Here is a 22,389-nt window from a genome sequence, read left to right as displayed (position 1 = left end):
CCCATGAGCTTCCACGATCGCCACGTTGTCGTCGACGGCTGCACGACCCACTATCTGGAGGCCGGGGACGGTCCTGCGCTGATCCTCCTGCACGGCGGCGAGTACGGCGCCTCGGCACAGCTCGCCTGGGAGAACTGCATCCCGGCGCTCGCCGAGCGCCATCGCGTGCTGGCGCTCGACTTCGTCGGCTTCGGGCACAGCGACAAACTGCGCGACTTCGGCGGCCAGCGCCGGCTCATGCGACGGCAGGTCGCCGGCGTGCTGCGCACCCTGCGCGTCGACTCCGCGGACTTCATCGGTACGTCCCTCAGCGGGCGGCTGCTGCTCGACATCGCCAACCGGCCGTCACCCGAGTGGCCGATCCGGTCGATGGTCGTGGTGGGCACCGGTCTGGCCGCCCCGGCGGCCGAGGCCCGCGCCGTGCTCGAGGACTTCGACGGCACGCTCGACGGCCTGCGCCCGTCGATGGACGTCCTCTTCCACGACCCGCGCTGGAGGGACAGCGAAGACTACCTGCGCCGCCGCCACGAGTACTGCATGGTTCCCGGGGCGTGGGAGACCGCCGCGGCGGGCGGTCTGCGCGCACCGGGACGTGACGGCGGCGAGCGACGGCCGCATGTTCGCCCGCCCGCCCGCGACTACGGGGGCATCACCGTGCCCACCTGTCTCGTCCGAGGGCAGCACGACCGGCTGGTGCCGCCGCCGACCTGGCAGGAACTCGCGGCGCAGATCCCGTACGCGCGGACCGAGACGATCGACGGCAGCGGTCACTATCCGCAGATCGAGCGCTCGGAGGAGTTCGTCGAGGTGGCGCTCGGGTTCCTCGCGCGGACGAAGGCGGAGGCACGATGAGCGACCTCCACCTTGAGTCCGGCGGCGACGACGGCCCCGCGGTGCTCTTCCTGCACGGCTCCGGCGCCTCGGGAGCCGTCTGGAAACCGGTGCTGGAGCGGCTGCGCGAGAGCGGGACCCGATACCGGTGGCTCGTCGCCGACCTGCCGGGGCACGGCCGCTCGGGCCATCGCGAGGACTACTCGCCCGAGGGGTACGCCGACGCGGTGTCCGCCGCGCTTGTCGGCCTCCTGGGCGAGAACGCGTCGCTGAACGTCGTCGGTCACTCGCTCGGCGGGCTGGTCGGGATGACCATCGCGGACGGGACCCACGGCGTCACGGTCGAGTCCCTGGCGGTGATCGCGATGAAGGTCGCCTGGACCGAGGAGGAACTGGCCAGGCGGTCCGCGCTGGCCGACCGGCCGATCCGGATCCTCCCCGAGGAGAAAGAGGCCCGCGAGCTGTTCGGGCGGATATCGGGTCTGCGAGGACCCGCGTTCACCGACGAGGACCGCGCCGGTGGGGTAACGGCCCGCGACGGCGGCTACGCGCTCTCCGCCGATCCCGGTATCACCAGGGCCGCCCCGGCCACCGGCCCCGAACTGGCCGCGCGCATGCTCAAGGTGACCTGCCCGGTCGAACTGGCCTGCGGCGACCACGATCCCGGCATCGACCCGGCGGACATGGCCGAGGTGCTCGGGCATCCGGTCACCGTGCTGCCCGACGCGGGACACAACGTCCACATCGAGCGCCCCGACCTCATCGCCGACCTGGTCGAGCGGGCACTCGGCCGCTGACGAACGGACACCCATGCGAATCGAGAACCTCCTGCGGCAGAACGCGGTACGACGCGGCCCGCTGCCCGCAGTCATCTGTGACCAGGCCCAGCTGTCCTGGGCCGAGCTGGACATCGAGACCAACCGGTTGGCCAACGCGCTGATCGGGCTCGGATACCGCGCGCAGGAGAGGGTCGCGCTGGTGATGTCCAACTGCCACCACATCGTGACGGCCTTCCACGGCTCGTGGAAGGCGAACCTGATCACCGTGGGGATCAACACCCGGTTCACCGCACCCGAGATCGCCAGGATCCTCACCCACTCTGGCGCGTCCCTCGTCATCTGCGACACCCCCGCCGCGGTCGAGGCCGCGAGAGGGGTGCCGGGCATCCGCGGCGTCTACACCATCGGCCTGGGCGACGACGACCAAGGATCGTTCGTGAGCCTCGTCGCCTCGGGTGACCCGGGCGACGTGCCCGAGACCGGCACCGGCGGCGACCTGCGCTCGCTGCGCTACACCAGCGGCACCACCGGCGCGTCCAAGGGCTGCATGGCCACGCACGACCAGCAGCTCGCCAGCACGGCCAACTACCTGTGCGAGGTCAACGTGCCGCGCGGCGGCCCGACCTGGATCTCGGTGCCGCTGACGTTAGGGGTCGGCGCGTCCTTCGTGACGACCACCGCCTACCTCGGCGTCCCGCTGCTGCTGCGCCGGCGCTTCGACCCGGCCGCGTTCGTCGACGACATCGACAGGTTCGGGGTCGAGCACGCCTTCCTGGTGCCGACCATGCTGGTCGACCTGGTCCGGGCGCTGCCCGACCTCGACCTCCACCGCGCGGGCGCGCTCAAGCTGGTGGGGTACGGCGGCGCGTCGGTGTCCTGGAGCCTGATCCGGTCCCTGGCACAGGCGCTGGACCTGGAGTTCTACCACGCGTTCGGGGCGACGGAGGCGGGTGGTTTCGTGGCGTTGCTCACCCCGGACGACCACCGCAACTTCCTGCGCACCGAGGCCGCCTCCATCGTCCCGGTGGGCAGACCGGCCGCGTTCGCCGACGTCAAGATCTTCGACGCGGAGGACCGCGAGGTGGCCGTACGGGAGACCGGCGAGATGCGGATCCGCGCGACCAGCGTGTTCTCCGGCTACTGGAGCCAGCCGGAGGTGACCCGCGCGGTGCTCAAGGACGGCTGGCTCCGGCTCGGCGACATGGCCTGGCGGGACGAGCGCGGCTACATCTATCTCGCCGACCGGGCGCAGGGCGTCATCCGGTCTGGGGCGCAGAACGTGTACGCCGGCGAGGTCGAGGCGGTACTGCAGGCCTGCCCCGGCGTCGCCCGCGCCGCGGTGATCGGGGTGCCGCACGAGCGGTTCGGCGAGTCGGTCAAGGCGCTGGTGCAGCGGGCGCCGGGTGAGGAGCTGACGGAGCAGCAGGTCCTCGACTACTGCGCGGAACGGCTCGCCGGCTACAAGCGGCCCCGCGAGGTGGAGTTCGTGACCGACCTGCCGGTCGACGAGGGCGGCAAGATCAGGAGAGCCGAGCTGAAGCGCGTCACCGAGGTGCGCCTGCTCGGCGAGGTGACGACCGGTGGCGACACCGGTCCGGTTAAGGAGTTCAGGCGATGAGCGCGAACAAGGTGACGACCCCCGAGGAGGCGGTCGCCGGCATCCCCGACGGAGCCACGATCGCGCTGGGCGGCGTGCACTCCCACAACAGCCCGATGGCGCTGGTGAACGCGCTGATCCGGCGCGGGGTCAAGGATCTGGAGCTGATTCCGACGCCGAGCGGCGGCCCGCCGGTGGACATGCTGATCGCCGCCGGTTGCGTCCGGCGGCTGCACGTCTCCTACGTGGGGCTGGAGTTCCTCGGCATGGCGCCGAACTACCGCCGCGCCGCGGAGAGCCGGTCGATCGAGATCGTCGAGGCGGACGAGGCCTACATCGTCTACGGGTTCCGGGCCGGAGCCAGCCGGCTGCCGTTCCTGCCGCTGCCCGCGCTCTACGAGGGGACCGACCTGCCCAAGGTCAACAAGGACATCCGGTCCACGACCGACCCGTACACCGGAAAGACCGTGACCACCATCCCCGCCCTGCGCGCCGACTACGGGCTGTTCCACGCGCAGGTCACCGACCGTAAGGGCAACGCGCAGGTCTTCGGCCAGCGGCGGTTCGAGGACGTGATGGCGAAGGCGTGCGACCACGTCGTCATCAGCTCGGACGAGATTCTGGACGAGTACGCCCCGGCCCCGGATCCGCGCCTGGTGTCCATCCCCGGCGCGATCGTCGACAGCGTCGCGCACGCGCCCTACGGCTCGCACCCGCTGTCCTCGCCGGGGCACTACGCCTACGACCGGGAACAGCTGGTGGAGTACCGGGACCTCGCCGCCCAGGACCGGACCAAGGAATATCTGGAGAAGTACGTCTTCTCGATCAATGATCACCAGGAGTATCTGGACAAGCTGGGCGCCCGGCGCCTCCTGGGTCTCCAGCAGACGTTCCGCTGAGCCGGCCCCCGGGCCTCCGGCAGACGCTCCGCTGAACCGGACCCCGGGCCTCCGGCAGACGTTCCACTGAGCCGGGCCCGCCCGGAGGCCTACCAGGAGTAGGCCTCCGGCGCGGGTCCGGGGCCGGGGAAGATGGCGTCGAGGCGCTCGAGCGTCTTGTCGTCCAGGGACACCTCGAAGGCGCGGGTGGCGGCGTCGAGCTGGGCGAGGGTGCGCGGCCCGATGATCGGCGCGGTCACGCCGGGCCGGCCCAGCAGCCAGGCCATCGCCACGTCGGCGGGGCTCTCGCCGAGCTCGTCGCACAGGTCCTCGAATGCCTGGATGGCGGCGCGGTGCCGGTCCAGCTTGATCAGTCGCTTGCCCCGGTGGGTCGCCACCTTGGCTCCGGGGAGCGGCGTGCCCATCTGGTTCTCCCGCTCCTTGCGCAGGATCCCGCCGAGCAGGCCGGCGTCGAGCGGCGACCACGGCATCATGCCGACGCCGTAGTGCGCGCAGGCGGGCAGGACTTCCAGCTCGGCGGTGCGTTCGAGCAGGTTGTAGATGGTCTGCTCGCTCACCAGACCGGGGCGGCCGCGCCGGGCGGCGGCTTCCTGCCCGGCGGCGAGGTGCCAGCCGGGCTGGTTGGACGACCCCACGTAGACGATCTTGCCCTGGGTTTTGAGCACGTCCATCGCCTCCCAGATCTCCTCCCACGGAGTCGATCGGTCGATGTGGTGCATCTGGTAGATGTCGATGTAGTCCGTGCGCAGCCGCCGGAGCGACGCCTCGCAGGCGCGCCGGATGTGCAGGGCGGACAGGCCGGCGTGGTTGGGCCACTCGGACATGCGGCCGTACAGCTTGGTGCTGAGCACGGTGCGCTCACGGCGGCCTCCGCCGGTGGACAGCCACCGGCCGATGATCTGCTCGGTCAGTCCTTCGCCGAACCGCCAGCCGTACACGTCGGACGTGTCGATCAGGTTGATCCCCAGCTCGTGGGCGTGATCCATGATCTGGGACGCGTCCTCCTCGGTCGTCTGGGTGCCGAAGTTGTCGGTGCCGAGCACCAGTCGGCTGACCGTCAGACCGCTGCGGCCGAGGTTGGTGAACTCCACGAGATCTCCTGATTCCATTTATCGGACGACGAGTCCTATATTTGAATTTTGATGGTAGCGTTCGTGAGCAGATGAGGTAAAGAGCACTGGTCCGGCAGGTAGTCGCGCTTCTGACCGCACATGCACCTGGGCCACGCCACAGATCCGCCCAAGGAGTCTCCTCGATGAGCACAAACCTGTCCGAGCACCTCGCCGTCGCGGAGTTACCGGCGGCGCACAGCTTCGTCGGGGGGGCTCTGCGCGGTGGCGGCGGGGCGGTCTTCACGACCTGTCATCCGGGCGACGGCTCGCCGATCGCGGAGGTCGAGGCGGCGACGGCCGACTTCGTCGACGAGGCCGTGGCCGGCGCGGTCGCGGCCCAGCCCGCCTGGGCGCGCACCTCCCCGCACGAACGCGCGCGGATCCTGCGCATGGCCGCCGACCTGATCGAGGCGCGGGCCCCGCGACTCGCCCACCTGGTCGCGCTGGACAACGGCAAGACGCTGGCGGAGGCGCGCGGCGACGTCTTCGTGGCGGCGGCCCACCTGCGCGGTGCGGCGGGCTGGGCGTCCGGCCTCGAAGGCATCACCCTGCCGGCGGACGGATCCACGCTGCGGATGACCTTCCGGGAGCCGGTGGGAGTGGTGGCCGCGATCATCCCCTTCAACACCACCCTCATGTTCGCGGCACAGAAGGCCGGCCCGGCCCTGGCGGCGGGCAACGCGATCGTGATCAAGGCGCCCGAGCTCAGCCCGCTCGCGGCGCCGGTGTTCGCCAGGATCCTCACCGCCGCCGGACTCCCCGACGGTCTCGTCCAGGTGGTCCAGGGCGCGGGAGAGGTGGGCCGCCGGCTGGTCGAGCATCCCGGGGTGAGCATGGTGTCGTTCACCGGCAGCACCTCGGTCGGCCGGCAGGTGATGGGCTCGGCGGCGGACGGGGTGAAACGGGTGCTGCTGGAGCTCGGCGGAAAGTCCGCGAACATCGTCTACGCCGACGCGGACCTGGACGCCGCCCTGCACGCCACGGTCGGCGGCATCTTCCGCAACGCCGGTCAGCGATGTTTCTCCGGTTCCCGGCTCCTGGTCGAGGACCCGGTCGCGGACGCGTTCGTCGAACGGGTCGCCGACGTGGCGCGCTCGATCAGGGTCGGCGACCCGTTCGCGCCGGACACCCAGCTGGGCGCGCTGATCTCGGAGGGGGAGGCGGCCAGGGTCCGCGCGATGATCGACACGGCCGTGGACCAGGGCGCACGCGTGCTGGCGGGCGGTGGCCGGCCGCCCGGCGTCCATCCCGACGGCGCGTTCATCGCGCCCACCGTGCTGGAGATCCCCTCGGGACTGCCGCGCGTGCCCGACATCGTGTACGACGAGGTCTTCGGACCGGTCCTCACCGTCCAGCGGTTCAGCGGCGCGGAGCAGGCGATCACGCTCGCCAACGACTCCCCCTTCGGCCTGGTGGGCGGTTGCTGGACCCGTGACCTGGACCGGGCGCTCACGACCGCCAGAGCCGTGCGATCAGGCTATTTCTGGATCAACTCCTACGGGGCGCTGGCGCTGGACGCCCCGATCGGCGGCGTCGGCCTGTCAGGTGTCGGCCGAGAACTCGGCCGGGTGGGGCACGAGGCCTACACGGAGCTCAAGACGGTGATCGTGGACACCGCCCCGGCCGACGCGCCCCGCTGGTACTGACCTTCAGCCGCCCCGATCCGAGGAGTGATCCATGCCCGCTCACTACCGAGGCGCCGTCGTCCGAGAGGCGCACGGGCCACTGAACGTCGAGGACATCCCGCTGCGGGAACCGACCGGCGACGAGGTGCTGGTCAGGGTGACCGCCTGCGGGCTGTGCCACAGCGACGTGCACTTCATGCACGGCACGTCGGGGACCGACTTCCCCTACCTGGTCGGCCATGAGGTGGCCGGCGTCGTCGAGGCCCTGGGGCCGGACGCGACGGGCGTCTTGGAGGGCAGCAGCGTCGTCGTCGCGCCGATGGTGGCCTGCGGGACCTGCAAGCACTGCCACGCGGGACGGCCCTCGGCGTGCGCGTCGCGACTGCCCCGCCGGCCGAAGGTCGGTCTCGGTGACGGCGTCGCCGCGACCCCGGTGCTCGGCATCGGCGGCCTGGCCGAACGGGTCGTCGTGCCCGCCCGGCAGGCGATCGCGATCGACCCGAGGGTTCCGCCCCGGATAGCCGCGCTGCTCGGCTGTGGCGTGCCCAGCGGCTTCGGCGCGGCGGTCAACACCGCGGAGACCGGGCCGGCCGACGACGTGGTGGTGATCGGATGCGGTGGCGTGGGGATCGCGGCCGTCGCTGGGGCCGCGTACGCGCGGGCGCGGCGGATCATCGCGATCGATACCAATCCCGGCAAACTCGCCGTCGCCGAGCGGTTCGGCGCCACCCACCTGATCGACGCGTCCCGGGAGGAGCCCGGAGAACGCGTACGCCAACTCACCGACGGCATGGGCGCGGACGTCGTCCTGGACGCGGTCGGCGGGCCCGCCACCTTCGCGACGGCGGACGGCCTGCGGGCCCCCGGCTCACGGCTGGTGATCGTCGGCGCCCCGAAGCGGGGGGACCTGGCCGAGGTGCAGCTGAGACGGCTGTTCCTCACCGGAGGGTCGATCCGGGTCTCGATCTGGGGAGACTGCGTGGCGTCACGGGACCTGCCCCTGCTCGCGGGCCTCTATCTGGACGGCCGATTGCCGCTGGACGAGTACGTCTCGGGAACGTTCGGCCTCGCCGACGCGCAGGAGGGTTACGACCGGTTGCTGGCCGGAGAGGCGCTGCGCGGCGTGGTGATCCCTTCGGACCGCAGTTGACAAGTTGACATGCACGAACAGACAATCAATTCAAATTCCGGACTACTTGTCCGATAATTGACACACTGAGGATCAGATGATGGCGACAGCCGACCTCCGCGCACCGCGCTCGCTCAACCACATCGCCTATCCGACGTGGGACTCCCAGGCGACGCACGACTTCTACACCGAGGTCCTCAAGTGCGAGCTGCTCACCGCGATCCAACTGGACGAGGTGCCTTCCAGCGGAGCCCGCACTCCCTACCTGCACACCTTCTTCGGACTCGGCGACGGCAGTGCCATCGCCTTCTTCGAGGTCGACGACATGCCCAACCCCGGCCCCGACTCGGTGCCCTCCTGGGTGCGGCACATCGCACTCAACGTCGACTCCATGGAGGAGCTCCACGAGTGGAAGGCGCACTTCGCGGCCAAGGGCGTGGAGACGGTGGGCATCGTCGACCATGACGGGGTCTGGGAGTCCCTGTACCTCTTCGACCCGAACGGGGTCCGGATCGAGCTGACACTGCAGACCCGCCCTCTCGACGACGCCGACGCGCGCGCGGGCGCCGAGACGCTGCGGAAGTGGACCGCGCGCGGATAGCGCACGTCCACCGACCCCACCCCCGCCCCATCCGCGCTGATCAGGAGCCGCCTCGTGCTGTCCCGCGAACTACTCCCCATACCGATGACGCCCGGCGGACGCCTGGACATCAACTCCGGTGTCGCCCGGATGAGCGGGAAGATCTGGGCCACCCTCTGGAAAAACGATCTGCGGCCACCGTCGACCGCCGTGCTGATCGTGCATCCGGCGTCCAACTTCATCGGTCACTACGCCCTGGAAGAGCTCGCCCACCGCGGGGTGGCCGCGGTCGGGCTCGCCACCCGCTACGTCGGCAACGACTCCGCGCTCATCATGGAGAACTGCCTCCTGGACATCGGCGCGGCGATCCGGCACCTTCGCGAGCTGGGCTACCAGCGGATCGTCCTGGTCGGAAACTCCGGCGGCGGCGGCCTCGCCGCGCTCTACCAGGCGCAGGCGGAGAACCCGACCATCACCCACACTCCGGCCGGTGACCCCGTCGACCTCGCCGGCGCCGGGCTCATCCCGGCCGACAAGATCGTCATGGCCATGGCGCACCCCGGCCGGGCGGTCGTCTACACCGAAGGGCTCGACCCGGCCGTCACCGACGAGCAACGCCCCTTCGACCGGGACGACTCGCTCGACATGTTCAACCCCGCGAACGGGCCGGCCTACGGCGAGGAGTTCGTCGAGCGCTACCGCCGCGCCCAGATCGACCGCAACCGCAAGATCTCCGGCTGGGTCACCGAACAGCTCGAAGCGCTGCGCGGACACATCCGCGAGTCGGCGGACGGGGAGAAGGTCGCGCCCGACGACCTGCCCTTCGTCGTGCACGGCACGGCGGCCGACCCGCGCTTCCTCGACCTCGCCCTCGACCCCTCCGACCGGCGGACCGGCACCCTGTGGGGCAGCCCCTGGGCGGCCAACTTCCAGCCGGCGTCGCTGGGTCACCTCACCAGCCTGCGGTCCTGGCTGAGCCAGTGGAGCTACGACCACAGCCGGGCCAATGCCTACGTCGCCCTTCCCCAGGTGCAGGCGCCCGTCATGGTCGTGTACGGATCGGCCGACTGCGCCGCCTTCCCCAGCCACGCCCGCACCATGTACGAGGCCGTCGCGCACGACAGGCGCGAGCTGGTCGAGATCAAGGAGGCGGACCACTACTTCCAGGGCCGCCCCGACCTGGCCAGGATCATGTGCGACCACATCGCCGAGTGGAGCAACTGATGGGCATCCTCGACGTGGCCGTGGTCGGCGCCGGCCCGGTCGGGCTCACCGCGGCCCTCGCGCTGGCCAGGCGCGGTGCGTCCGTCACCGTCTTCGAGGAGAGCGACCGGCTCAGCACCGAGTGGCGGGCCTCGACCTTCCACCCGCCGACGATCGAGATCGCCCGTGACCTCGGCGTCGTCACGACGATGCTGGAGGCCGGCATCGTCGCGCGGAAGTACCAGGTGCACGATCGCCGCGACGGGCTGATCGCGGAGTTCGACTTCGGCACACTCGCCGACGAGACCGACTATCCCTTCAGACTGCAGCTCGAACAGTACAAGTACACCCAGATCCTCAAGGACGCGATCAACGAATGTCCCGCTCCGGTCGACCTGCGGCTGGCCACGGGCGTGGCGGACGTGCGTCAGGGCGAGGACGACGCGCTGCTGACCACCGCGTCAGGGGAACAGGTCGCGGCCCGCTGGGTACTCGCCGCCGACGGTGCGCGCAGCACCATCCGCAAGGCGCTCGGCAGCTCGTTCGAAGGGCTCACCTACGAGCATCGCTATCTCGTGCTGAGCATCGACTATCCGGTGGAGACGCTGCTGCCGGGGATCTGTGACGTCAACTACATCGCCGATCCCGTGGAGCACCTGCTGATCCTCCGGGTGCCGGACGTCTGGCGGCTCGTCGTCTCGGTGCCGCCCCACGTCACCGGCGAGGAGGCCGTCTCCGACCGGTACGTCGCCGACCGGCTGCGCGGCGTCTTCGGCGACCACCCCGAGCTGCCGCTGCGCGAACGGAAGGTCTACTCCGTGCACCAGCGGGTCGCCGACACCTTCCGCCGGGGCCGGGTGCTGCTGCTCGGCGACGCGGCGCACGTCAACAGCCCCATGGGCGGCATGGGTCTCAACGGCGGCATCCACGACGCGTTCGACCTGTCCGTCCAGCTCAGCGCGGTGCTCCGCGGCGAGGCCGCCCCGGACGTGCTGGACGCCTGGGCGCACCGCAGGCGCAAGGCCGCGGTCGAGGCGGTGCAGGAGATCACCCACCGCACGACCACCGCGATGGCGGAGCAGGACGAGTCCGAGCGGCGCAGGTTCCAGCTTCAGATGTCGGAGATCGTGGCGGATCCGCTGCGGGCCCACACCTGGATGATGGACGCCGCGATGATCTCCAACGTGCGCGCCCACGACCTGCCGCCTCGGGCCCGATGACCGGCGTACCGAAGGAGATCCGATGGACTTCGAGCTGAGTGACGAACAGCGGGACATCCGCGACACCGTGCGCGCCTTCGTCGCCAAGGAGCTCCTCCCGCTTGAGGAGGACTTCCTCAGGCTGGTGCGCGAGGGTGGCGCGAGGCTGCCCAGGGACGATGAGCGCCGGCTGCGGGCCAAGGCGCGCGAGTTCGGCTTCTGGGGGCTCAGCACGCCAGAGGAGTACGGCGGGATGGCGCTCCCCGCGGTCACCCAGTCGCTGATCCACATCGAGCTCGCGAAGACCTGCGTGCCCTTCCGCTTCGGCGGGGAGGCCGACAACATCCTGTACGGCGCGGACGCGGCCCAGCAGGAGGAGTACCTGAAGCCGACGATCGAGGGCGAGCGCCTCGGCTGCTTCGCGCTGACCGAGCCGGGCGCGGGATCGGACGCCGGGGCGATCAGCACGTACGCGCGGCGGGACGGCGACGACTGGCTGATCAGCGGCGAGAAGACCTTCATCAGCAACGGCCACGACGCCGACTACGCGATCGTCATCGCGCTGACCGACAGGGACAAGGGCGCCCGCCACGGGGCGACCGCGTTCCTCGTCGACCGGGAGGCGGGCTGGACCTCCTCGCCCATCAGCACGATGGGCAGCTGGCACCAGCCCGCCTCGCTCTCCTTCGACGACGTACGGGTGCCGGCCGGCAAGGTCCTCGGCGAGGTCGGCGGCGGCTTCCAGCTCGCCATGCGCTGGGTCGGCAAAGGACGCTACGTGATCTCCGCGCACTGCGTCGGCATCGCCGAGCGCTGCCTGACGATGGCGGTGGACTACGCCGGCCTGCGCGAGACCTTCGGCCGCAAGATCGGCAGGAACCAGGCGATCCAGTGGATGATCGCCGACTCCGAGACCGAGCTCGAAGCGGCCCGATGGCTCGCCCTCCGGGCCGCCTGGGACGTCGACCGGGGGGCCGACGCCAGACACGCGTCGGCGATGGCGAAGCTCTTCTGCACCGCGATGGTCGGCCGCGTCGTGGATCGGGCGCTGCAGATCCACGGCGGAATGGGCTACACCAAGGAGCTTCCCCTCGAAGGCTGGTATCGCGCCGTCCGGGCGATGCGCATCTTCGAAGGCACCGACGAGGTGCAGCGGCTCATCATCTCGCGCGATCTGCTACGCGGTCACACCCGAATCGGAGGCCACCTTGCCTGATCCCATCCCCACCTCCTCCCCCGCCGACTCCCCCACCGAGCGCAGGATGAGCATCGCCACGGCCCTGCGCGCCGCGGCGGAGGCCGCGGGGGAGCGGCCCGCGATGATCCAGGGCGACCGGTCGATCGGCTACACCGAACTGGAGGCCCGCGCGGCCCGCCTGGCCGGGGTGCTGTCGGAACGCGGGGTCGGCGTCGGCTCGACCGTCGCCATCTCCCTGTACAACTCGTTCGCGTATCTGGAGACCATCCTCGCCGCGTTCAAGCTGGGCGCGCAGCCGGTCAACATCAACTATCGCTATCTCGCCCCAGAGCTGCACTACGTGCTCGACTACACCGACGCGGCCGCCTTCGTCTACGACACCGGTCTGGCCGACCAGGTCCACCGGATGGACGACCTTCCCGGGCTGAACCTGCTTCTGGAGGTCGGATCGGAAGGCGAGCCGCTCGCGCCGGCGCTGCCCTTCGAGTGGGCGGCCGAGCACGGCCCGGTCCACCGGGAGACGGACACCGAATCGCCGCACGGCATCATCCTGCTCACCGGCGGAACGACCGGCCGGCCGAAGGGTGTCGTCTGGGACCGTGACGGGCTGCTGGGCATCATCGCGTCGGTCTTCCGCCAGCACGGTATGGACGCGCCGAAGACACCGGACGACGTGCGGGCGCGGGTACGCGAGCTACACGAGAGGTTCACCGCCCCCGTCGTGCTGCCGATGTCGCCGCTCATCCACGGCACCGGCCTGCTGCAGACGCTGCGCTCCCTGTACGGCGGCGGCACGATCTGCTTCTGCACCTCCAAATCCCTCGACGCGGACGAGGTGTGGCGGACCGTGCAGCAGAACGCGGTCACCGAGATGGTCATCGTCGGCGACGCGTTCGGCCGCCCGCTGGTGGACTCCCTCGCCGCCGCCCAGAGCGCGGGCAAGCCGTACGACATCGGCAGCCTGCGCAAGATGACCAGCTCCGGCGTCGTGTGGAGCGTCGGCATCAAGCGGGAACTGCTGCGGCACGGCGGCGACCTCACCCTGATCGACAACATCTCGGCCTCGGAGGGCGGGCCCTTCGGGATGGCCATGGCACGCTCGGAGGCCGACCTGGTGGACGGGCGGTTCACGCTCGCCCCCGTGGCCCGGGTTCTCGACGAGAACGACCAGGACATCACGCCGGGCACCGGACAGATCGGCATCCTGGCCAGCGCCGGACCGCAGCCGGTCGGGTATCTCAAGGACCCGGAACGGACGGCGAGGGTCTGGCGGGTCATCGACGGCGTCCGCTACTCGGCGCCCGGTGACCTCGCCTCGCTGGACGCCGACGGCAGGCTGATCCTGCTCGGCCGGGGCGACGGCGTGATCAACACCGGCGGCGAGAAGGTCTTCCCCGAGGAGGTCGAAGAGGCGCTGCTCACCCACCCGAAGATCACCGACGCCGTCGTCGTCGGCGTTCCCGATCCCCGCTGGGGCCAGATCGTGACCGCCGTCGTCGCCCCGGCGAGCGCGCTCGGCGACATCGAGGACGAGACACTGAGCCGGCACGTGGCCGAGCGGCTCGCCGGTTACAAGCGCCCGCGCCGGATCGTCAGGGTGGACTCGCTCCCCAGGAGTCCGGCCGGAAAGATCAACCGCGCGTCGGCCCGTGACGTGGCGACCCGCCACCTGCAAGCAGAGGAGACAGCGTCGTGACCGGCATACCGTTCCCGATCGAACAGGGCCATGTGCGGGCCTTCGCCCGCGCCCTGGGTGAGGACGCCGATGTGGTCCCGCCCACCTTCCCGATCGCCTTCGCCCAGTTCGACCCGGACTGGGGGCTGCGGATGCGCCCCGACCGGCCCTGGAACGGCTCCGGGTCCGGGCCTGGCGTGTCATCCGGCGGAGGCGGCGGCCTGCACGCCGAGCAGGAGTTCGAGTACTTCCGCCCGCTCCGGATCGGCGAGACGCTGACGGCCCGCAAGCGGGAGGGAAGGACGTGGCAGAAGACCGGCGGGAAGGGCGTGCTCAACTTCGCCGAGCGGCACGTCGACTTCTTCGACACCGAGGAAGAGCTGGTCGCCCGCTCGACCACGGTCTCCGTTACGGTCACCCCCAAGAGCGACGACACCCCGGAGGCGGGCCGATGACCGTGACCACCGACCAGGAAGTGCGCCAGGTCGTCGTGACGGACCTCAAGCGGACACAGATCGTGATGTACGCCGGCGCCGGCGGCGACTTCAATCCGCTGCACACCGACGAGCCGTTCGCCACCCAGATCGCCGGCAACCCGACCGTCATGGCGCACGGGATGCTCACCATGGGTCTGGCCGGCCGCGTGCTGACCGACTGGTTCGGGCACGAGAACATCCGGCGCTACCGGGCCCGGTTCAAGGCGCCCGTCTGGCCCGGCGACACGATCACCGCGACGGCGACCGTGACCTCGGTGGACACGGTCGACGGGCAGCGACGCGCCGAGCTCACCGTCTCGGCGGTGAACGCGGCGGGCGTGGAAGTGCTGTCCGGCACCGCCACCGCGATCGTCACCGACGAAGGTGAGGCGACGTGATGGACATCGCCGCGCTCGACGCGATCGACGTGCACACCCACGTGCAGCTCTCCGTCCACGAGGCGCCGAAGCCGGGAAACGACAACTTCGCGGCGATGGCCGACTACTTCAAGGCCGGTGCGGTCAAGAGGTTCACCGTCCCCATGATCGCCGAGTACTACCGCGAGCGGAACATGGCGGCGATCGTCTTCGGCGTCGACTCGATGTACGTCAGCGGCCGGGAGCAGACGCCCACCAACGAGGAGATCGCGGAGCAGGCGGCACTGCACGGCGACGTGCTCATCCCGTTCGCGAGCGTCGATCCGCATCGGGGCGCGGCGGGCGTGCGGGCGGCCCGGCGGCTGATCGAGGAGTACGGCGTCCGCGGATTCAAGTTCCATCCCACCACTCAGGGCTTCTTCCCGAACGACCGGATGGCCTACCCGCTCTACGAGGTCATCGCCGAGCACCGGCTCACCGCGCTGTTCCACACCGGCCAGACCGGCGCCGGTGCGGGCACCCCGGGCGGCGGCGGGCTGCGGCTGAAGTACTCCAACCCGATGCACGTCGACGATGTGGCCGCCGACTTCCCCGACCTGCAGATCATCCTCGCGCACCCGTCGTTCCCCTGGCAGGACGAGGCGCTCTCGGTCGCCATGCACAAGCCGAAGGTGTACATCGACCTGTCCGGGTGGTCGCCGAAATACTTCCCGCCCCAGTTGGTGCAGTACGCGAACACACTGCTCAAGGACAAGGTGCTCTTCGGATCGGACTTCCCGATGATCACTCCGGAGCGCTGGCTGGCCGACTTCGCCAAGATCGACATCCGGGACGAGATCCGCCCGAAGATCCTCAAGGAGAACGCGGCCAAGCTGTTCGGACTCACCGGACAGTCGTGATGACAGCCCTCGGCCAAGGAGGTCGCGATGCACCACACCGGTTCCTTTGATCGGACCGTCGACGTCGTCGTACTCGGTCTGGGCGACGCCGGCGCGGTCGCCGCGGTGACCGCTCACGACGAGGGCGCGGAAGTACTCGTCATCGAGAAGCAGCCGGCCGACGATCACCGGCCCAACAGCCGCTACGCCGCCGGCTTCTTCCTCGTGCCCGAGGACGTCGACGGCGCGGTGGAGTATCTGTCCGCGCTGTACGCGGTCAACGGCGAGCTGGCCATGATCGATCCCGATCTGATCCGCACCTGGGCGGAGGAGACGGCGGCCACCCCGGCCTGGCTCGACCGGCACGGCGGCAAGTACCAGAAGCTGAACATCCGCGGCGAGCACCCCTCCCTGCCCGGCCACGAGTCGATCCGCGTCTACAAGGCGCAGCCCACGAGCGGGCCCGACGGCTACACCGGCTGCCCGATGCACGGCTTCCTGCGGAGCCTGGTCACCGAGCGTGGAATCGAGGTCCGGTACGCGACGGCGGCCAAGTGGCTGCTCACCGACGCGCGAGGCGCGGTCGTCGGGGTGGAGACCGACGGCGCCGACGGGGTCCAGCGGATCGGCGTACGCCGCGGCGTCGTGCTGGCGGTCGGCGGCTACGAGGCCAGTGAACGGCTCAAAACGCACTACCTGCCGGTCACTCCGGTGCATTTCTACGGCACCGAGCACAACACCGGAGACGGCATCACCATGGCGACGGAAATCGGCGCCGAACTGTGGCACATGAATGTTTGGCCAGGGCATTTCGTAGCGAGATTCCCCGGCGACGGATACACCGGCGGAACGGCCGTCGATCTGTGGGGATCAGGCCGGTTCGGGCCGGCCGAAGGCGAGCCGGCACCGGGTTCGATCTTCGTCGACGGGTCGGGCCGGCGATTCATCCGCGAACCGGGAAAGCAGCACGCCGCCCATCTGGCGCTTTTGGCGATGGACGCCGATCAGCTCACTTACCCGAGGATTCCGACGTGGTGGATATTCGATCAAGCCCGTTTCGAGCGGGCGACGCTGGTCCCGACCTACTCGGGCCCCGCGGGACCGGTGCGAGACTACGCCTGGAGTGAGGACAACGAGGCGGAACTGCGGCGTGGCTGGATACATTCGGCCAGGTCAATACCGGATCTGGCCCGATCCTGCGGACTTGATCCGGCCGTGCTGGAGCAGACGGTCTCCCGCTACAACCAGCACTGCGCGGCGGGCGTCGACGCCGACTTCGGCCGCGACCCCGTCACGCTGGCCCCCATCGGCGGCGACCGCTATTTCGCGGTTCAGCTATGGCCGGGTGGCTCGCATACGGTCGGCGGTCCGCGACGCGACGCGAAAGCACGCGTGGCCGCGATTCGCGGAGGTTCGATAGACAATCTCTACTCCGCCGGTGAGCTAGGATCATTACACGGCCTGCTTTATCCGACAGGTGGCGGTAGCATCGCCGAATGTCTCGCGTTCGGCCGGATCGCCGGGCGTAATGCCGCAGCCGATCGGACTGTCAGAAGTTGACTCTCATGCGACAAGTTACATCAGGTTTGTTCAATATAGATACAGTGCGCATTAGGAATGCTAACAGCGGTGGGGGTGGCTTGGCGTGAACGCTGATGATCGCGCCGGAGACGGCGCCAATCAGGGCAACGGATCCCAGACCTTGGATCGCGGCCTGAGACTGTTGGAGTTGCTCGCCGTAGAAGACCGCGACATGACCGTCGCGGAGCTGGCCACGGCGCTGGGCATGCACCGGCAGGCGGTCTATCGGCTGCTCACCACGCTCCGCAATCACCGCCTCGCCGCCGAGGGCAGTTCGGGGCGCTACCGGCTCGGGCTGGGCGTGATCCAGCTCGCCCGGCAGGCCAACCCGCAGCTCCAGCGCGCGGTCATCCCCTACCTGCGCACGCTGGCCGAAGAGCTCGGCGTCACCACGCAGTGCGTCATGTCGGAGGGGGCCGATGCCGTGGTGCTGGCGGTCGTCGAGCCGTCCGACGCGATCTTCCACCTGTCCCAGCGCAGCGGTGCCCGGCATCCGCTCGACCAGGGGGCGAGCGGCCTCGCCATCATGCTCGCCCGGCCGCCCAGGGCCGACGACCCGGCCGCGGTCGTCGAGGCACGAAAGTGCGGATACGCGGTCTCGCGCGGAAACCTGACACCGGGCGCGGTCGGCATCGCCGTGCCGCTCTACGACGGTGAGGGGCGCTCACTCGAGGCGAGCCTCGGCATCGTGTCGATGGTCGACCTGGACATCGAGCACACCGCCAAACGCCTCCTCGCCACCGCGAAGGAGATCACCACCCGGGAGTGACGAAGCACCTGCCGGGTTTCCGATCCGCCCAGGGCGTCAAGGGCTCCCGCGACCGAGCGGTGTGCCCACGCCGCCCACCGGTTCGCTCATGACGACGCGTCTTCACTCATGACGACGCGTCTTCACTCACGACGACGCGTCTTCACTCACGACGACGCGTCTTCACTCACGACGACGCGTCTTCACTCATGGCGACGCATCGCGAAGCAGGTGTCCCCTAACCGTCGAGGAATCCGTCGATCGCCTCGGCGAAGGTCTCCGGGGCGGTGACCCAGGGGTAGTGGGCTCCGGGCAGCACGATGCCGGTCCCGCGCGGGAAGATCCCGGCCGCCTTCTCCCACGAGACGGTCGACCGGACGGCCGACCCCGAGAGGCTGATCGCGGTACGGGATTCATGCTGTCGCCGGTCGTCCCGGCACCCGAAGAAAGGTCAGGACGCGGTGGCGGCACGCTCGGCGGCACTGCGCTCGACGCAGAACTCGTTGCCCTCGACGTCGGCGAGGGTGACCCAGCCGGAGCCGTCGGGACGGCGGCGGTCGGCGACCAGAGTGGCACCGAGGGAGAGCAGACGCTCGACTTCCTCTTCGCGAGTGCGGTCTGTGGGCTGGATGTCGAAGTGGATCCGGTTCTTGACCGTCTTGCCCTCGGGGACGGCGATGAACAGGATCGAGATGCCCTCCGCCTCGACCAGTGCCTCGGGGTCACCAGGGTGATCGTCTTCGCTGATCTTGGTGTTCAGCACCTCGGCCCAGAAGGTCCCGAGCCGGTAGGTGTCCGCGCAGTCGATGCTCACGTGGTGCACAAGAGAAGCCATGGCCGACAGTATGCCTGTCCCACTTCGTGAGCAGGCTCCGGTGATCTTGAGGCTGTAACGGCCGCTCGGGCGCCTCGCCGGACTCCGTGGCGCGTTTCCAGGTAGTGGTGTCCGAGCTTCGCCGGTCGTGCGGTGGCCGTCCGGACGACGAAGGCCTCCTCGTCGTGAGTGGCCATGGAGATTCCGGCTGCCAAGCACCGAAGAGGGCTGAACAGGCGATATAGCCACCTCCGGTCCGGAGACCGGCATCGCCACCGCCGCAGAATGCCGACTGCATGGGGATGAATTTCTGGTAGCGAGATATTGACATCCCGCCTTGCGAACCCTGACACTTTGCGGAAATGCAATAGAAACATGAATGCGACCCGATCGTCGGGCCTTCATCGAGAACCGATCGCCCCATCGCCAAGCCCACAGGGACGAGATGCACGCAGAAATGTTATCGCTAACAATTCTCCGTGCGTCCGTCGATGCGCCCCCCTTCCCCCTCAGGCCCAGCCGTGAGCGCGCAGCTGTGATGTCGCCCCTCGCCGTCTCCTTACTGATTCCCGGGAAGGGCACCCGCGGCGTCCCTCCCTCCCCAGTGATTGGACATTTATGGCACTGATCATGGCGTCTGATGGTTACTCATCAGGACCGTCGCGGCGCACTCGGTCGTTGCGCCGACTACTGATCGCCCTTGTGGTGGCCGCGCTCACCGCAGCGACAGGCCTCGTCGTCTCCGCGCCGCCGGCCAATGCCGAGACCAGCCAGTTCCGAGGCATGAACTGGGCCGTGCTGGGTGACAACTTCAGCACCGGCACGCTCGTCGTGCAGGGACTGAGCCAGTCCGACAGCAACGCGACGGTTCGCGCCAAGGCCAACTCGCTCTACGACCACATGGAATACATCATGGGCATCAACACCATCCGGTTGCCCATCAACACTCACACCGTGGCCAACACGACCTGGTGGAACTCCTACCGCGGCGCCATCGACGCCGCCGCCGAGCGTGGATTCAAGGTCATCCTGGCCTACTGGGAGGACGGCGCCGCCTCCAACGGCAGGATCACGAATCTCACCGCCTGGAACACGATGTGGTCCAGCGTGATCAACACGTACGGCTCGAACAGCAACGTCTACTTCGAGCCGATGAACGAGCCGCACGGCTACTCGTCGGCGGAGTGGCGCAACGTCGCGGCGAACTGGCTCGGCTATCACACCTCGGCGGTGCCCGGCCGGGTGCTCATCGGCGGCACCGGCTTCAGCCAGGACCTGCGGGACATCTGCAACGACAGCCGCTTCAACTCGACGCTGCTGTCCTTCCACTACTACGCCTTCTTCTACGGCCCGATGACCTACGACGGCTTCCGGAGCCACATTCAGACGCGTCTGGGCAACTGCGCCCACCGCGCGGTCGCGACCGAGTTCGGCGCGCCGATGTCCACCGGCCTCAACTACAGCGACCCGACCAGCACCGACAACTTCGTGCGCTACCTCCGCGCCATGGCCCAGGTCATGCGGGACAACCAGATGGGCGGCACCTACTGGCCCGCCCTCGGCGGCAAGCCGGGCAACATCGGCTACGACTGGTACTCGATGTACGCCCTGAGCGGCAGCGGCACCAACCTCAGCGTGACCGTCCGCAACGGCCACGGCGCCAACCGGGTCCGGTACGCCTGGGGCGACGCCGTTGGCGACGTCACCCCTCCGCCGACGGTGACCTACAGGATCAACGCGCGCCACAGCGGCAAGGCCATGGACGTCCAAGGAGCGAGCACCAACGACAGTGCGCGCGTCGGCCAGTACACCTACAACGGCAACGCGTGGCAGCAGTGGCAGTTCCAGGACGTCGGCAGCGGCTACTGGCGCATCGTCAGCCGCCACAGCGGAAAGTGTCTTGACGTGGTGGGCGCCTCGACCGCCGACGGCGCCGAGCTCGTCCAGTACACCTGCGGCCTCGGCAGCAACCAGCACTTCCAGATGGTCAGCAACGGCAGCTACTTCCAGCTCCGGGCACGACACAGCAACAAATGCGTGGACGTACCGGCCGCGTCGACCGCGGACGGCGTGATCCTCAAGCAGTATCCGTGCAACAGCGGCACCAACCAGCAGTGGTCGCGCACGGCCGTCTGACGATCGTCTCGACGTGACCGACCGCGGATCCGCGGTGCAGACCTGCGGATCCGCGGCACAAACCCTCACCCCCGGTGCCGATCTCGTGCCGTGTGCTCGGCGCCGGGGGACCGGTACCAACCGGTGAGCCGCTTCCAGCTCGTCGACGACCGTAGGGACGCCTTCGGCGTAAAGCTCAAAGCGGCTGTGCCGAACCCTGAAGATGTCCCGCCCGAGATTCCACCGGTGGATCAAGGCCGGCCTCGGCAAACGTCGGCCTCAGCAGGTACGGAACATGTTGGGCTCGGCCTCAGCAGGTGCGGAGCATGTTGAGCAGGGCCACCTTCTCCTTGCGGGTCACGAAGAGCCGGTAGTGGCGCTTCACCGTGATCCACGAGGTCGCGTACTGACACCAGTGGGCGCGACGTTGCGGGCGCCAGCTCTGCGGGCCTTTGCCGCCTTTGGCGATGTTGGCGGAGTGGCTGACGGTGAGCAGTTCGGGGCGGACCAGGTCGTTGGCGAACGCGCGCCGCTTGGCCTGGCTCCATCGTTTGGCACCCGAACGCCAGGCGTAGGCGAGCGGCACCAGGTGGTCGACGTCCACGTACTTCTCGCTCTTCAGCCACTTGCCGTCGTACGGGCTGTACCAGCGCCCCTTCACCGGGTGGCAGGCCGCGTTGCGGCGTACGTTCCGCCCGTCGCGGGCCAGGACCATCTCCCGCGTGTTGCACCTGCCCTTGCGGTGCGCCGATCGGGAGTGGAACCGCTCGCGGCTGTAGCCCCGGATGGACAGGGGCCTGGCGACCTTGAGCTGAGCCAGCATGCGCCGGGCGAGGGCCGCGGACTCCACCTGTGATCGCTTACGCGGTTCGGCCGCCGCCTGCGGGGTGGTGAGGACGGCGGTGATCGGGACGAGCACGAAGGTGAGTACGGCGGCGTGCGCTGCCCGCCTCAGGAAGATCATGACTTTACCTATACCCGACGACCTCCCCGACCCGGCAATCGGCAGGAGTGGCCGGGCCTGGTCGGGGCGGCTGACGTATTGCGACACGTCGTTCAGTTCTGATGTGCGACCTCCGGCGTGAGTTCCTCCTCCGGACGGTAGCCAAGGCGGCCGCGAGTCGCGACGAGTACCACGATCGCTGCCACGGTGCCCGCGAGCAGGGTGACCCGGGAGGCGTCCACGGCGCTGTCGATCGACGGGAACATCTCCGAGTAGGCGATCGACATGAAGTTGTTGACCCCGACGTGCAGCAGCATGATCAGCGGCAGGCTCTGGCCGGTCCGGTTGAACACCCAGGTGACGACCACGCCGAAGACGCAGCAGAAGACGAAGAACTCGCCGACCCTCATCCAGGTGACGTCCGGCCACCCGCCCCACTCGCTCATGAAGAGCGGCAGGTGCCAGAGAGCCCACAGCGGGCCGAGGATGAAAGTGCCGCCCAGCGGGCCGAACCTGCGCTGCAGGCGGGGCAGGGCGAAGTCACGCCAGCCCGGCTCCTCGGCCAGACCCGTGGTGACCATCTGGATCAGCAGACCCGGCAGGTAGGCCACCAGCACGACGACGGGCGGC

Annotated in this window: 21 protein-coding genes; 17 read left to right on the top strand and 4 right to left on the bottom strand. The window is 69.4% G+C overall.

From position 1 onward, the window contains the following. Positions 1 to 3 precede the first annotated feature (3 nt). The 4 genes from ABZ664_RS34415 to ABZ664_RS34400 are packed head-to-tail and all read left to right on the top strand — an operon-like array spanning position 4 to position 4,106. Complete coding sequence (locus ABZ664_RS34415) at positions 4 to 852, top strand: alpha/beta hydrolase (RefSeq protein ID WP_362519718.1); 849 nt, start codon at positions 4 to 6, stop codon at positions 850 to 852. Next, positions 849 to 1,628: an alpha/beta hydrolase gene (locus ABZ664_RS34410; RefSeq protein WP_362519714.1), complete on the top strand. Its 780-nt coding sequence runs from the start codon at positions 849 to 851 to the stop codon at positions 1,626 to 1,628. Before ABZ664_RS34415 ends, ABZ664_RS34410 begins: the two co-directional genes overlap by 4 nt. 13 nt (positions 1,629 to 1,641) lie before the next feature. After that, positions 1,642 to 3,228 (top strand): AMP-binding protein, encoded by a 1,587-nt coding sequence (locus ABZ664_RS34405; protein ID WP_362519711.1) that lies wholly within the window; start codon positions 1,642 to 1,644, stop codon positions 3,226 to 3,228. After that, positions 3,225 to 4,106, top strand: coding sequence for a CoA-transferase (locus ABZ664_RS34400; protein WP_362519708.1), 882 nt, complete (start codon positions 3,225 to 3,227; stop codon positions 4,104 to 4,106). The genes ABZ664_RS34405 and ABZ664_RS34400 overlap by 4 nt, the downstream gene beginning before the upstream one ends. An 89-nt stretch (positions 4,107 to 4,195) precedes the next feature. On the opposite strand, the gene ABZ664_RS34395 is transcribed toward ABZ664_RS34400, so the two are convergent. Continuing rightward, entirely contained in the window at positions 4,196 to 5,197 is a 1,002-nt protein-coding gene (locus tag ABZ664_RS34395) for an aldo/keto reductase (protein WP_362519705.1), read from the bottom strand. Between the two features lie 164 nt (positions 5,198 to 5,361). On the opposite strand from ABZ664_RS34395, the gene ABZ664_RS34390 reads away from it, so the two are divergent. The 12 genes from ABZ664_RS34390 to ABZ664_RS34335 all read left to right on the top strand — a co-directional run bounded on the left by ABZ664_RS34390 (position 5,362) and on the right by ABZ664_RS34335 (position 17,908). Then, positions 5,362 to 6,864 (top strand): aldehyde dehydrogenase family protein, encoded by a 1,503-nt coding sequence (locus ABZ664_RS34390; RefSeq protein WP_362519702.1) that lies wholly within the window; start codon positions 5,362 to 5,364, stop codon positions 6,862 to 6,864. A 31-nt stretch (positions 6,865 to 6,895) separates the two neighbouring features. Continuing rightward, a complete protein-coding gene (locus ABZ664_RS34385) occupies positions 6,896 to 7,993 on the top strand; it encodes an alcohol dehydrogenase catalytic domain-containing protein (RefSeq protein WP_362519699.1) in 1,098 nt (365 codons plus the stop codon). Between the two features lie 79 nt (positions 7,994 to 8,072). Then, positions 8,073 to 8,573, top strand: a complete 501-nt coding sequence (locus ABZ664_RS34380) for a VOC family protein (protein WP_362519696.1) — start codon at positions 8,073 to 8,075, stop codon at positions 8,571 to 8,573. Between the two features lie 54 nt (positions 8,574 to 8,627). Beyond that, positions 8,628 to 9,776 carry an alpha/beta hydrolase gene (locus ABZ664_RS34375; RefSeq protein WP_362519693.1) on the top strand — a complete coding sequence of 383 codons (1,149 nt, stop codon included), beginning with the start codon at positions 8,628 to 8,630 and terminating at the stop codon, positions 9,774 to 9,776. Continuing rightward, complete coding sequence (locus ABZ664_RS34370; RefSeq protein WP_362519689.1) at positions 9,776 to 10,975, top strand: FAD-dependent oxidoreductase; 1,200 nt, start codon at positions 9,776 to 9,778, stop codon at positions 10,973 to 10,975. The genes ABZ664_RS34375 and ABZ664_RS34370 overlap by 1 nt, the downstream gene beginning before the upstream one ends. Positions 10,976 to 10,997: 22 nt before the next feature. After that, the gene (locus ABZ664_RS34365; protein ID WP_362519686.1) at positions 10,998 to 12,170 is read left to right on the top strand and encodes an acyl-CoA dehydrogenase family protein; all 1,173 of its coding nucleotides are present in this window, start codon (positions 10,998 to 11,000) and stop codon (positions 12,168 to 12,170) included. After that, positions 12,163 to 13,848 carry an AMP-binding protein gene (locus ABZ664_RS34360; RefSeq protein ID WP_362519683.1) on the top strand — a complete coding sequence of 562 codons (1,686 nt, stop codon included), beginning with the start codon at positions 12,163 to 12,165 and terminating at the stop codon, positions 13,846 to 13,848. The genes ABZ664_RS34365 and ABZ664_RS34360 overlap by 8 nt, the downstream gene beginning before the upstream one ends. Next, on the top strand, positions 13,845 to 14,282 hold the full coding sequence (locus ABZ664_RS34355; protein ID WP_362519680.1) for a MaoC family dehydratase N-terminal domain-containing protein: 438 nt from the start codon (positions 13,845 to 13,847) through the stop codon (positions 14,280 to 14,282). The genes ABZ664_RS34360 and ABZ664_RS34355 overlap by 4 nt, the downstream gene beginning before the upstream one ends. Beyond that, the gene (locus tag ABZ664_RS34350) at positions 14,279 to 14,701 is read left to right on the top strand and encodes a MaoC/PaaZ C-terminal domain-containing protein (protein WP_362519677.1); all 423 of its coding nucleotides are present in this window, start codon (positions 14,279 to 14,281) and stop codon (positions 14,699 to 14,701) included. The genes ABZ664_RS34355 and ABZ664_RS34350 overlap by 4 nt, the downstream gene beginning before the upstream one ends. Beyond that, a complete protein-coding gene (locus tag ABZ664_RS34345) occupies positions 14,701 to 15,579 on the top strand; it encodes an amidohydrolase family protein (protein ID WP_362519991.1) in 879 nt (292 codons plus the stop codon). Before ABZ664_RS34350 ends, ABZ664_RS34345 begins: the two co-directional genes overlap by 1 nt. Before the next feature lie 27 nt (positions 15,580 to 15,606). Then, positions 15,607 to 17,118: an FAD-binding protein gene (locus ABZ664_RS34340; protein WP_362519674.1), complete on the top strand. Its 1,512-nt coding sequence runs from the start codon at positions 15,607 to 15,609 to the stop codon at positions 17,116 to 17,118. 85 nt (positions 17,119 to 17,203) lie between these two features. After that, the gene (locus ABZ664_RS34335) at positions 17,204 to 17,908 is read left to right on the top strand and encodes an IclR family transcriptional regulator (protein WP_362519671.1); all 705 of its coding nucleotides are present in this window, start codon (positions 17,204 to 17,206) and stop codon (positions 17,906 to 17,908) included. A 430-nt stretch (positions 17,909 to 18,338) separates the two neighbouring features. Here the strand turns inward: ABZ664_RS34335 and ABZ664_RS34330 are convergent, their stop codons facing one another. Further along, entirely contained in the window at positions 18,339 to 18,722 is a 384-nt protein-coding gene (locus ABZ664_RS34330) for a VOC family protein (protein ID WP_362519668.1), read from the bottom strand. Between the two features lie 657 nt (positions 18,723 to 19,379). On the opposite strand from ABZ664_RS34330, the gene ABZ664_RS34325 reads away from it, so the two are divergent. Beyond that, positions 19,380 to 20,837: an RICIN domain-containing protein gene (locus tag ABZ664_RS34325; RefSeq protein ID WP_362519665.1), complete on the top strand. Its 1,458-nt coding sequence runs from the start codon at positions 19,380 to 19,382 to the stop codon at positions 20,835 to 20,837. Positions 20,838 to 21,126: 289 nt separating this feature from the next. On the opposite strand, the gene ABZ664_RS34320 is transcribed toward ABZ664_RS34325, so the two are convergent. Together ABZ664_RS34320 and ABZ664_RS34315 are read right to left on the bottom strand one after the other, a co-directional pair. After that, entirely contained in the window at positions 21,127 to 21,780 is a 654-nt protein-coding gene (locus ABZ664_RS34320; RefSeq protein ID WP_362519662.1) for an HNH endonuclease family protein, read from the bottom strand. Positions 21,781 to 21,872: 92 nt separating this feature from the next. Further along, the coding region (locus ABZ664_RS34315) for a CPBP family intramembrane glutamic endopeptidase (RefSeq protein ID WP_362519659.1) at positions 21,873 to 22,389 on the bottom strand (517 nt) is incomplete at its 5' end.

The sequence above is a fragment of the Streptosporangium sp. NPDC006930 genome, from assembly GCF_040635605.1.
Classification (GTDB): domain Bacteria; phylum Actinomycetota; class Actinomycetes; order Streptosporangiales; family Streptosporangiaceae; genus Streptosporangium.
Note: the sequence above shows the minus strand (reverse complement) of the source record. Positions and strands in the feature narration are given on the sequence as shown.

What these genes read in the sequence shown, in the direction of transcription:
- ABZ664_RS34380 (WP_362519696.1), top strand. Translation starts at nt 8,073, where the DNA reads ATGGCGACAGCCGACCTCCGCGCACCGCGCTCGCTCAACCACATCGCC.
- ABZ664_RS34320 (WP_362519662.1), bottom strand. Translation starts at nt 21,780, where the DNA reads ATGATCTTCCTGAGGCGGGCAGCGCACGCCGCCGTACTCACCTTCGTG.
- ABZ664_RS34370 (WP_362519689.1), top strand. Translation starts at nt 9,776, where the DNA reads ATGGGCATCCTCGACGTGGCCGTGGTCGGCGCCGGCCCGGTCGGGCTC.
- ABZ664_RS34340 (WP_362519674.1), top strand. Translation starts at nt 15,607, where the DNA reads ATGCACCACACCGGTTCCTTTGATCGGACCGTCGACGTCGTCGTACTC.
- ABZ664_RS34365 (WP_362519686.1), top strand. Translation starts at nt 10,998, where the DNA reads ATGGACTTCGAGCTGAGTGACGAACAGCGGGACATCCGCGACACCGTG.
- ABZ664_RS34330 (WP_362519668.1), bottom strand. Translation starts at nt 18,722, where the DNA reads ATGGCTTCTCTTGTGCACCACGTGAGCATCGACTGCGCGGACACCTAC.
- ABZ664_RS34390 (WP_362519702.1), top strand. Translation starts at nt 5,362, where the DNA reads ATGAGCACAAACCTGTCCGAGCACCTCGCCGTCGCGGAGTTACCGGCG.
- ABZ664_RS34350 (WP_362519677.1), top strand. Translation starts at nt 14,279, where the DNA reads ATGACCGTGACCACCGACCAGGAAGTGCGCCAGGTCGTCGTGACGGAC.
- ABZ664_RS34410 (WP_362519714.1), top strand. Translation starts at nt 849, where the DNA reads ATGAGCGACCTCCACCTTGAGTCCGGCGGCGACGACGGCCCCGCGGTG.
- ABZ664_RS34345 (WP_362519991.1), top strand. Translation starts at nt 14,701, where the DNA reads ATGGACATCGCCGCGCTCGACGCGATCGACGTGCACACCCACGTGCAG.
- ABZ664_RS34400 (WP_362519708.1), top strand. Translation starts at nt 3,225, where the DNA reads ATGAGCGCGAACAAGGTGACGACCCCCGAGGAGGCGGTCGCCGGCATC.
- ABZ664_RS34405 (WP_362519711.1), top strand. Translation starts at nt 1,642, where the DNA reads ATGCGAATCGAGAACCTCCTGCGGCAGAACGCGGTACGACGCGGCCCG.
- ABZ664_RS34385 (WP_362519699.1), top strand. Translation starts at nt 6,896, where the DNA reads ATGCCCGCTCACTACCGAGGCGCCGTCGTCCGAGAGGCGCACGGGCCA.
- ABZ664_RS34415 (WP_362519718.1), top strand. Translation starts at nt 4, where the DNA reads ATGAGCTTCCACGATCGCCACGTTGTCGTCGACGGCTGCACGACCCAC.